This is a genomic window from Pseudomonas sp. GM80, from assembly GCF_000282515.1.
GTDB lineage: Bacteria > Pseudomonadota > Gammaproteobacteria > Pseudomonadales > Pseudomonadaceae > Aquipseudomonas.
The window spans coordinates 1-9873 of the sequence record NZ_AKJD01000212.1; the positions used below are offsets into that span (position 1 = coordinate 1).

Here is a 9873-nt window from a genome sequence, read left to right on the forward strand (position 1 = left end):
CGCTGGCCGATGCGGCTGCCACGCCATGCCGACCTGATCGCCGAGATGCTCGAGCAACTGGGATTGGCTCAGGTCGATGTCTTCGGCGTGAGCTGGGGCGGGGCACTGGCGCAAGAGTTCGCCCTGCGTCATCCAGAAAGGGTGCGCCGGCTGATCCTCGCCGCTACCTCCGCCGGCCCGGTGATGCTGGTGAAGCCCGCCGACATCATGGAGTTTTTTGCTCGAAGCAAAACCGCCAGGCCGCGCAAGAGCGAAGGGAACCGCCATTCGATCCAGACGCTGCTGCGCTTTGGTGTGGTGAAAGGCATGCTCTCGGTTAATCCGCGGACTTACTATTATCAGCTCGCGGCGTTGGTCGGATGGACGAGTCTGCTGCGCCTGTTTCGTCTGCGCCAGCGCACGCTGATCCTCACGGGTGATCGCGACACGTTGGTGCAGATGTACAACGCACATATCCTGCGCCGTTCTCTGCGCCATGCCGAAGTGAATGTATTGAAGGGGGAAGGGCATTTTTTCGTGGTCACCAGCGCCAGGCGAACAGCAGAACTGATACGCGAATTCCTCTGCCGCCCATACGCTGATGAAGAGCCGGCACCCAGGCTCGCCAACCGCCGGTTAACGCCACGCCTGCTCTAATCCGAACGATTGAGCGCCGTGATGGCTTCAACCTAAGCTCTCTATACGCCGGGCACGTCCATGTTGATCTTGCGCCAGAAAGCTTCAGAGAAGCTGTAAACCGAGAAAGCAATCAGCCCCAAGGCCATCACCATCAAAATCAGCCATCCAGCAGGCAAGTTCTGCAAGGCGTCGAGGGCTTCCTTCATACCGGGTGGGTCCATCGCTTGATAAGCGGAACCGCTGAGTGCCAGTAGCAAGGCAATCTCTATAAACACCACGCCACGGGCTATCAGGCCGAACCGCGACACCGGCCGGACGTAGCGCATGACGTCCTCGTCGGCTTCAAAATACTTTTCGAACGACGCCTTCCATCCCTTGATCAGGTGGGCAATCCCTACACCCAGCGGAACGAGGGCGATCAGGTACACCAACACGTTCGAGTATTCCCAGGATAGAAGATGGGCCAGCCAGTCTTTGGTTTGCCCCGCCGAATTGCCCGAGCTTTTGATGCCGCTGATCAGCAGGCCCAATGCAAAAAACGCCAGAGCGCTGTTGACGACACCTCCCGCCAACAGGCCGGCACGGATCACCAGGCCTTTGAAATTTTTACCGTGATGATCGACATCACGCGTGGCTTGCAAAACACGCCAGGCGCCAAAAGCGAGCAGCCCCACCACCACAAGTCCCACTAAAAAATAGCCGAACGGCTGGGCCAGCAGTGCTTCGAGGCTCCGGTGGCTGTCCTTCGGTTTTGTCGAATCATGGGCTGCCAGCAAGGCGAAAATGCCGATGATCAGATAGAGCACGCCTCGAGCGGCATAGCCTCCCCGAGCGAGTATTACAAGGCTGCGTTGCGCGGACATTGGATCTATTCCCGAGAGTGATACTAGAGCAGACCTTTCTCATCGGGAGGGGTTCTGTTGCCTGATCGACTCTGGACTGCCCTGGTGTTCGCAGAATATTCTGCCGCGTTCAAACACCGTAACGCTTGTTGCCACCTGAAGTAATGCAGTACCGGCCGCCTCTTGGTCCGATGCACACGCTTGCTGAAGAACAAAGACATGAGGAACCGTATTCCGGAGTCTGTCTTCGCGTTGGTTGTAATGGCACAGGCGATGGTTTCGGTTTAGAGACAATGAAGCAATTCGTTCCACTACAAAGACTTTTGGAAGAAAGCCATTTCGCTGGTTGGCCATCAGTGCTTATGCGCACCCACTCAGCGCGTTGTTCGAAAACCTGAATGGTGTCGCCGCGGCTTAACTTGGAAATGATTTTTCCGTCGGGCTGATCCCGGACGTTGAGCTTGTCTGCGTTTACATATTGATCTACCGACGGGGCAGGTGTTGGTAGTGAAACTGTTGGGGGTGAGACCAGCGTATTGGCTGCACTCGGGGGCTTGGGTTGCACCTGCGCAGGAGGCGGGTCTTTTTTGCCTATCACCCAAAGCACAGCGAAAAGAATCAGGAGTGGAACAAACCATGACTGAGATTTTTTGCGCATTTCCATTGCTCCCGCTCAGCAAGCAGTGCCCAGCTTGTCTTATTGACCAATCTGGCTTCATAAACCTAATGCGAGCTTAGCCAAACTTCGATTTTCTGCAGCTTGTATACGTCAGGTTTGATGCCGGGAATCAGGCTGCGATCCGAACATCAATACCCATCATCCGCGTCCAAGGAGCGACGTTTTGAAAAAACTTGGAATATTTTCATTTCTGTTTTGTACCAGTGTTTTAGCCGAACCGTCGCGTTACGACCAATACGCCGCTGGTAACGGAGAGCTTGGCGCCCGCATTGCTCAGCTTGATAGCGAAAAAATTCTGGCAGAGGAAGCACGGCTCGCCCCCATGGCCAGTGACCTTTTGCTCAAGGTCAAACCGCTGATGCGCGAGGGCGGTAGTGGTATGGCGATTCAGGACTTCTTGTTGAAGCAGTTTTCGCAATACGGCTGGCGGCCGATGTTGGTGGGTTACAAAGGGTACCCGGAAGCGGTACCGGTTTCGGTCAATAACCAGGTGGGTAATGCGCCCCCCCACTGACACACCGTTCCCGCAGGCGGCACTGGTGACAGTGGAGTTGGTCGCCGCATCGCCTCAGGCCCATGTCGCCCAGGCCTGGACATTCGCCACCCCCGATGCCACGCAACAGCAGCGGCAACTGTTGATGACGGCGCGCCGCGCGCTGCAAAATGGTATCGCCCAGATTCGGGCGGGCGAGCCTTTATCGAATGTGGGCAGCGCGATTCAACATGAGCTTGATGCCGGCAACGCGGTAGCCGTGCATGAGCTGGTGGGTTACGCCATGGGTCAGATGCGGGTTCAAACACCTGACGTGCTCGGTTACAAGTACACCCACGGTGATGCAACCCTGATGGAGGCCGGGCAGGTGCTAAACGTTTATGTGGTGGCGAAGTCCGGTACGTTTGGGGTGCGGTTTCTGCCACCGAAACTCTGGACCGTGCTTACCCGGGACGGTGCGGACAGCGTGATGCTTTCCGCTATGGTCGAGGTGACGGATGATGGGCATCGAGTCCTGAGCAAGTTGATCGACTGAGTGTGACGGGGCTACAGGTAATTCCCGCTCAACTCAACCGCTTGCGCAGCGCCTTCAGCACCACTTCGATGTGCCAGGTTTCGACGCCGATGACGATGGCTTCACCGACATCAGGCACTAACTCTATTTGCGTGATGATGCCTTGTTCGCCAAGCAGTCGCTGCGCGTCTTCCAGGAGCCTGCGTGTGCCCGTGAGCCATAACCGTTGCGGGCCTTTCAGCAACGCGAGGGTTTGCGGGTAAGTGCACTGCAGTTTTTGGCGCAGATTGATCAGCGCCGGTTTATCAGCAGGGTCCAATGCCGGGGTCAGCACATACTGTTTGCCCGCCGCTGCATCCAGGTCGTATTTGTCCTGCAGATACTCCTCGACACTGATGCAACTGGCGACCGCCTCGTGCTCGCCGGTCACCACGTTGATCAGGTGGGCATTCACACCGACGTAGCAGAACTGCGTCATGCCGTGGACGACGTAATCCTCGCTGTTGCAGCGGATGACCCAGTAATCGCTGTGGGCGGACAGCTCACAATTCTGAATGACAAAGCGCTCGGGTTTGCCATCTCGCATGACACCGTCAAACAAGGCGAGCACGATGGCGCACGCCTGATCTGCGGTTATCGCGGCATTGCGCTCACTCATGCGTTGCCAAAGCCAAACAATGAACGCAGCCAGCCTGCCGATTTGCGTTCATAGAAGGGCACGGTTTGCTTGAGGAAGTAATCGCTCAGGCCTGTTTCGCCTTGGCTGACGCGGTACAGATCAACGGGCTCGCCATCCGGCGCGGTGTCGCCGGCCACGTTACCGGCTTCGCGCATGATCAGTTCAATGTCGCCGTCCACCTCGATGCCGACGATCAAGTGAGGCTTTTGATCCGTCGAGGCGTCGTGCATCAACGCCAGAAACGCACGTTTTACGTTGCGGTGTTTGGCGAGCAGTTGCTTGAGCGAGTTGATCATCTGTGTCGGGCACTCCGACGGCTGGCCGAGCAGCACTTGGGTGTCTTTTTCGACGGTGCGTTGTGTCGGCTTTTGGCCGATCGCATCGGAGAGCAGGTTACGCACTTCTTCCGGGAAAAACTCTTTGCCATACGGCGATTTAGGGTTGAGGAAAAGCTGCGCACCGAGGGTGATTTCAAACAGGGCTCTGGCCGGGATTTCGATGTAGGACTGTTCGCTGTCGATCGACTTTTGCAGGGTTTGCAGTGAAGAGAAAAACGGGATGACCGCAGAACCATCCGGTTTTTGCCAATGCGCGATGCTGATGTTGCTGCCCACCTCAAGATGGGCCGGGCCTTCGCCGGTACCGGTGGTGCCGAGCACGTAGATGGTTGAACTCAACAGGGTTTTGAAAAAATCCGGTCGGTGCGCGGGCTCGTCTGCCGCCAGGCGCAGTGATTGTTCGAGGGTGTTTTCTTCCTGGGTATTGGTGATGTCCATCGATCGTTCCATAAAAACAGACAGTAAGTGAATGGCAAAGAGCAGGTCAGTCGCTGCTGCACCCTAGCAGAGTCCAGCGTTTGCCTTGAGCGTGTATGTCGAGATCGGCAGTCGAATAAAGCGCAAACGGGTTGAACCCTTGGAACCGGGATTGTTTTTGATTGGCGGCATGGTCAAGTTGCAAGCGAAACAAGCGTGTCGAGGATGTTGATGGGCACGTAGAGCAGGGTAATGGTCGCATAGGCTTTGCGCGAGCGCGCCACAAATGCGCAGATCGGCAAGGCAATCATGATCACGTCGAGCAGACCCCACAGTGCGAGCGGGTTGGCCTGGAACAGCGTGACATTGACGATCAACCCGAGGCACAGATAGGTCGACAGTGACAGCAAGGCGTAACGGCCATCCTGTTCGAAGTAGACACGCAAACCGTGCTGTTCGTCCTCGCTGCGGCTGGGCAGCAACAGGGCGGCCGTGACGAATAGCGAAAGCGTCAGCATCACCAGCAGTAGAAATTCGAGGAAGCTGAAGGTTTGTTTGACCGTCGACAGTGCATTGACCGCCCACCAGAATTCCAACTGTGTGGTGAACAACATCACTGCCCAAACCAGCGCTACCCAATCCGGCGCCGCCAAACGGCGGATACGGAATACCGTCAATACACCGAGCAGCAGACGAGTGACGGAGAGCCCGAGGATCATCGAGAGAACGGTGGCGACGATGGCGAAGTTGTTCATCCGGCCTTCCGTGAACGCTGAAAAGGTGCCTTGGGCAGACTAGGTGGGGCCGGGAGGGCCGTCAAACACGGCGGTGCGGTTGGGTTGGCAGAATTCGGCCGCAAATCCTGCTGCGCGGAGGTGACGGTTGGCTGGGGCTAATGGGTAGTCTAGTTATGTTGAGGTGGTTGCGTAACACTCAAGGCTTGCTCTGCATTGATCGGCGCGTGTTTTTTGCATTCCCCGATCATTCGGCCGTATCGGTGGTTTTGGACATGTTGAGCGCAAACCGTCGATATGTTCCATCAATCCATCCGGGATACTTTGCCACATTGGGTCGAGTATGAAATCAACGCCTTCACGTCTCGCCATTTTCGCCGCGGGAACAAAATCAGCGTCTCCTGCTATCAATACAATCTGATCAACCTGTTGCTTGAATGACAAGGACGCGACATCTACACCGATTCTCATATCGACACCTTTTTGTCTGGTCTCGATGCTGACGTCATGCTCTGTAAGGTCGCTGATCTGGATTTTCCCTTTCAATAACTCTGCAATTTTCAGAGGTTTGATCGTCCATTTCACATCTTTTGACAAATGTCCGAGTCGCAATGCCAATTTGCGTTTATTGCGTAATCTGGCGTGCAGCTCCTTACGAAATACCGCTTCTTTCGATTTTGAAAGATCCACTGCTTTTTTGGTGATGGGGTTGTGTTGCTTGGTGTCTAGAGGAGGGCAATCGTAGAAAAAAATTCTATACAACTCTTTTCTATACCGCTGTTCAAGGCTCGGAAGCCGGCCGTTGGAGCGCGATGGGATTTTGCTGAAGAGGTGAGCAATGGCCCACCGATGGACAAGATCTGCAGCACGCTCAGCATTGAACGCGTTTTGGGGTTCAATCCTTCGAAAGCGCTTGATGAAAAAGGCGCCATCGACCAATACCGCTGTGGGCATGTTTTCTTCCTGATAACAAAACGCCCAAGGGTTTGGCACGTCCTGGATGGTTAGGACGGCGTACTGCCTTGGGCGGGATGGGAGCAGATTAGGTGGGGTCGATAGAGGCGTCAACCACTCCTTTTCAGTTTGATCAAGCTTTGTATAGGACCTTGTTTACCCAACGCTTTCGATGATGGGCAGTGACGAGGAAACGATAAAACTGAAAGGAAAAGCAGGCAAGTCAGCCGCGTCTGTAAGATTTGTAGGCAAAAGCGTGTTGTGTTGTAGCCCTGATGCGGCGGTACGGAGTCGGCCCGATTCAGGTATCAGGCATATGGATCTATTCCACTGACGCGCCGTCGATTGAGGCAGGCCATTCACTCACTGCAATTCACTGACAGCTCACTGGTCGCGGCGAAATCCCACGCCCGCATGACTTGGGTGATCGCCGCATCAACGCGATCAAGCGGCGTGTCGTCCCGGGCGAGGATGGAGATGCCTTGGAGGAAGCTGTCGAACGCCGTTGCAATGGCGCGGGACTCAGGTTGGTCGGGTAATTGGCCGGCAGCGATACCACGCTCGACACACGCCAGAATCCCCGCACGCGTGCGGGCGCGGGACTGGGTGAGGGCTTCGACGACGCGGGCGTTTTCCGGGCCGGGCGCGCTCATCACGCCGAGGGTGACCATGCAGCCCTTGGGATGGCCGTCGTCACATTGCATGCGCGCCGACTGGCGCAGTGCGGTTTCGATGGCCTGGCGCGGCGGCAGGGTTGCGTCCCACAGACATTCGGTGACTTGGGCGAAGGTCGCCAGGTAACGCTGCACGCATTCATCGAACAGGGCTTCTTTGGAACCGAATGCGGCATAGAAACTCGGCGCGGATATGCCGCCACCCAGTTCTGCCTTCAACAGGGCGAGGGAGGTCGAGTCGTAGCCGTGTTGCCAAAACAGTTGCATGGCCTGGTCGACGGCGTCGTCGCGATCGAATGCGCGGGGGCGACCGGTTCTCGCCATATCAAACACTCCTCGGAAAGTGATTTGGATACTAGTCGATACATAAGTCGTTGACAACGACCGGCGCCTGCCGCCAGTATTTTATATCGATCGGTATTTAAGTCTGAATTTCTCTTCTCAAGGAGTACCCCCAGTGACACCCTCACTCACTTTATCGGCCGCGCCGAAAAGCCTGCCCATCGGCGCGTTGCTCGCGCTGGCCATGACGGGCTTCATCTGCATCGTCACCGAAACTCTGCCGGCCGGCCTGTTGCCGCTGATCAGCGAAGGGTTGGCGATTTCCCCTTCGATGGCCGGCCAGATGGTGACCGCTTATGCGCTGGGTTCGGTGCTCGCGGTGATCCCAATGACCATCGCCACGCGTGGCTGGCGGCGGCGCAATGTGCTGTTGCTGACGATTGTCGGTTTCCTGCTGTTCAACTCCATCACGGCGCTGTCGTCCAACTACAGCGTGACGCTGGTGGCGCGCTTTTTTGCCGGTGTTTCGGCGGGGCTCGCGTGGAGTCTGTTGGCCGGTTACGCGCGGCGAATGGTCGAGCCCGAGCAACAGGGCAAAGCGTTGGCACTGGCCATGGTCGGTACGCCGATCGCGCTGTCACTCGGCGTGCCGCTCGGCACATGGCTGGGAGGGCTGGTGGGCTGGCGCACCGCGTTCGGGATCATGTCGGCACTGACGTTGATGCTGATCGTCTGGGTGCTGGTGAAAGTGCCCGACTACCCACCGCAACCCGCGCATCAACGCATTTCGCTGCGCAACGTACTGGCCACGCCGGGTGTGCGGCCGGTGCTGGCGGTGGTGATCAGCTGGATGCTGGCGCACAACATTCTCTACACCTACATCGCACCGTTCGTGGCGCCGGCAGGGCTGGCGGATCGCGTGGATCTGGTCTTGCTGGTGTTTGGAATCGCCGCACTGGTGGGCATCTGGCTGACGGCGAAACTGGTCGAGCCGCTGCTGCGCACCACCACGTTGGTGAGCCTGGCGACCTTTGCGCTGGTGTGCGTGGCGCTGGGTTTTCTAGGCCGTCTGCCGGAGGTGATCTACCTTGGTGTGGCGGTGTGGGGATTGAGTTTTGGCGGCGCGGCGACCTTGCTGCAAACGGCTTTGGCCGACGCGGCGGGTGACGGCGCGGACGTAGCGTTGTCGCTGAATGTGGTGGCCTGGAACGGCGCAATTGCCGGCAGCGGTGTGCTCGGCGGCGTGTTGCTCGACCGCTGGGGCGTCGCCTCGTTTCCATGGGCGATGGTGGTGTTGGTGGGCGTAGGGTTTGTGATTGCCTGGCGGGCGCGCGGGCATGGGTTCAAGTCCGGACCGCGCGGGGACGGGCGACCTGCAGTGGCGGGGCACTGACGTATTCGAGATGGCCTTTGCCGCGAAACGATCGGGTAGGATGCTTGCACACTGGAATAGCCTCTCCCGACCAAGGACGTGACATTTATGGAAACCCTCTTTTCTCAAGTAGGCGAGCGTTTGCACGATCGTCGATTCGCGGTGGCAGATAACTCGCAAGGGCTGTCGGGTAGTGGGACGGTGTTTCACTACCTTGTTGATGGCGTGGGTATTTCGAGTACTTATCAGGGCGGTCGCATTCGCGCGGGGCACCAGGTGGGGCGTGTGACGGGGCCTGACACGATTGAGTTGTTGTTTCATTGCCTGACGACTGAGGACGAGATTCTGTCGGGTTGGTCGCGGGGCATTGTTGGCGTGGATGGCGCAGGACGAACCACGTTGAGTTTTGTCTGGGGGTGGTTGTCGGGGGCGAGTGGGGGTGGGGAGTCGAGTTATGTTGAGGTGGTTGCGTGAACAGGAGAAGGGCATTTGATAAGTAAATTGTCAGCGATGATCGCGCAAGCACGTGCGGGACTTTCCGTGCAGCAGCGTATTTCGGATGAAAAATGGGCGGCAATTGCGCGGCAGTGTGGGGACGCAGAGGTGGCTGAAATACGCGATCGAATTGACGCGCTGAGGGCAGAGTTGGCGACGGTTGAGGATTGGGATGGCGATAGTCAGGATGAGATCCACTTGGCGATTAGTCGATTCACCAGGATGCTCGAGCTTGCGTCTAATTCTGCATAGCGGTTGGATGGGCTGACGCCATCGCTGGCAAGCCAGCTCCCACAATTTCGGCGGTGTGCTCAAAAAATGTGCGCTGGGCGCAAAATTCTGTAGGAGTGAGCCTGCTCGCGATGGCAGTGGTTCAGTCAATATTGATGTTGCCGGGACGGACGCTATCGCGAGCAGGCTCACTCCTACAGGGGGGGGCGGACACGAAAACGTGTGGGAGCTGCTGGCTTGCTCGCGATGGCGGTGGGGCAGTCAATATTAATGTTGCCGGGACGGACGCTATCGCGAGCAGGCTCACTCCTACAGGGGGTTGTGGTTCGGGCACAAAAAATGTGGGAGCTGGCTTGCCAGCGATGGCGGTGGGGCAGTCGACGTGGTGTTGGATGTGCTGGCCTCATCGCTGGCGAGCCAGCTCCCACAGTTTTGGCGGTGTGCTCAAAAAACTGTGCTGGGCGCAAAATCCTGTAGGAGTGAGCCTGCTCGCGATGGCGGTGGGGCAGTCAATATTGATGTTGCCGGGACGAACGCTATCGCGAGCAGGC

Annotated in this window: 13 protein-coding genes; 6 read left to right on the forward strand and 7 right to left on the reverse strand. The window is 57.4% G+C overall.

Annotated elements, in window-relative coordinates; genetic code table 11:
• Positions 1-636, forward strand: a 636-nt coding sequence (locus PMI37_RS26710; RefSeq protein WP_008087065.1) for an alpha/beta fold hydrolase, incomplete at its 5' end; no start/stop codon positions are given.
• A gap of 41 nt (positions 637-677) precedes the next feature.
• On the opposite strand, the gene PMI37_RS26715 is transcribed toward PMI37_RS26710, so the two are convergent.
• Entirely contained in the window at positions 678-1481 is an 804-nt protein-coding gene (locus PMI37_RS26715; RefSeq protein ID WP_008087067.1) for a DUF1206 domain-containing protein, read from the reverse strand.
• A 109-nt stretch (positions 1482-1590) separates the two neighbouring features.
• Entirely contained in the window at positions 1591-2124 is a 534-nt protein-coding gene (locus tag PMI37_RS31575) for an SH3 domain-containing protein (protein WP_157173117.1), read from the reverse strand.
• A gap of 178 nt (positions 2125-2302) precedes the next feature.
• Here PMI37_RS31575 and PMI37_RS32325 point away from each other — a divergent pair, with 178 nt between their 5' ends.
• Positions 2303-2653, forward strand: coding sequence for a hypothetical protein (locus PMI37_RS32325; protein ID WP_008087071.1), 351 nt, complete (start codon positions 2303-2305; stop codon positions 2651-2653).
• Positions 2637-3167 carry a M24 family metallopeptidase gene (locus PMI37_RS26720; RefSeq protein ID WP_008087073.1) on the forward strand — a complete coding sequence of 177 codons (531 nt, stop codon included), beginning with the start codon at positions 2637-2639 and terminating at the stop codon, positions 3165-3167. Before PMI37_RS32325 ends, PMI37_RS26720 begins: the two co-directional genes overlap by 17 nt.
• Before the next feature lie 28 nt (positions 3168-3195).
• Here the strand turns inward: PMI37_RS26720 and PMI37_RS26725 are convergent, their stop codons facing one another.
• The 5 genes from PMI37_RS26725 to PMI37_RS26745 all read right to left on the reverse strand — a co-directional run bounded on the left by PMI37_RS26725 (position 3196) and on the right by PMI37_RS26745 (position 7266).
• Positions 3196-3804 (reverse strand): hypothetical protein, encoded by a 609-nt coding sequence (locus PMI37_RS26725; RefSeq protein ID WP_008087075.1) that lies wholly within the window; start codon positions 3802-3804, stop codon positions 3196-3198.
• Positions 3801-4601, reverse strand: coding sequence for an enhanced serine sensitivity protein SseB (sseB, locus tag PMI37_RS26730; protein WP_008087077.1), 801 nt, complete (start codon positions 4599-4601; stop codon positions 3801-3803). Before sseB ends, PMI37_RS26725 begins: the two co-directional genes overlap by 4 nt.
• A gap of 173 nt (positions 4602-4774) precedes the next feature.
• On the reverse strand, positions 4775-5335 hold the full coding sequence (locus PMI37_RS26735) for a hypothetical protein (RefSeq protein ID WP_008087079.1): 561 nt from the start codon (positions 5333-5335) through the stop codon (positions 4775-4777).
• Positions 5336-5488: 153 nt separating this feature from the next.
• Positions 5489-6268, reverse strand: coding sequence for an NYN domain-containing protein (locus tag PMI37_RS26740; protein WP_008087081.1), 780 nt, complete (start codon positions 6266-6268; stop codon positions 5489-5491).
• Positions 6269-6627: 359 nt separating this feature from the next.
• The gene (locus tag PMI37_RS26745; RefSeq protein WP_008087083.1) at positions 6628-7266 is read right to left on the reverse strand and encodes a TetR/AcrR family transcriptional regulator; all 639 of its coding nucleotides are present in this window, start codon (positions 7264-7266) and stop codon (positions 6628-6630) included.
• Between the two features lie 133 nt (positions 7267-7399).
• Between PMI37_RS26745 and PMI37_RS26750 the strand changes: the two genes are divergently transcribed.
• From PMI37_RS26750 to PMI37_RS26760, 3 genes are all read left to right on the forward strand, one after another.
• Entirely contained in the window at positions 7400-8617 is a 1218-nt protein-coding gene (locus tag PMI37_RS26750; RefSeq protein ID WP_008087085.1) for an MFS transporter, read from the forward strand.
• Between the two features lie 87 nt (positions 8618-8704).
• Positions 8705-9070, forward strand: coding sequence for a hypothetical protein (locus PMI37_RS26755; protein ID WP_008087087.1), 366 nt, complete (start codon positions 8705-8707; stop codon positions 9068-9070).
• Between the two features lie 15 nt (positions 9071-9085).
• Entirely contained in the window at positions 9086-9343 is a 258-nt protein-coding gene (locus PMI37_RS26760; protein ID WP_338009893.1) for a hypothetical protein, read from the forward strand.
• Positions 9344-9873: the final 530 nt, after the last annotated feature.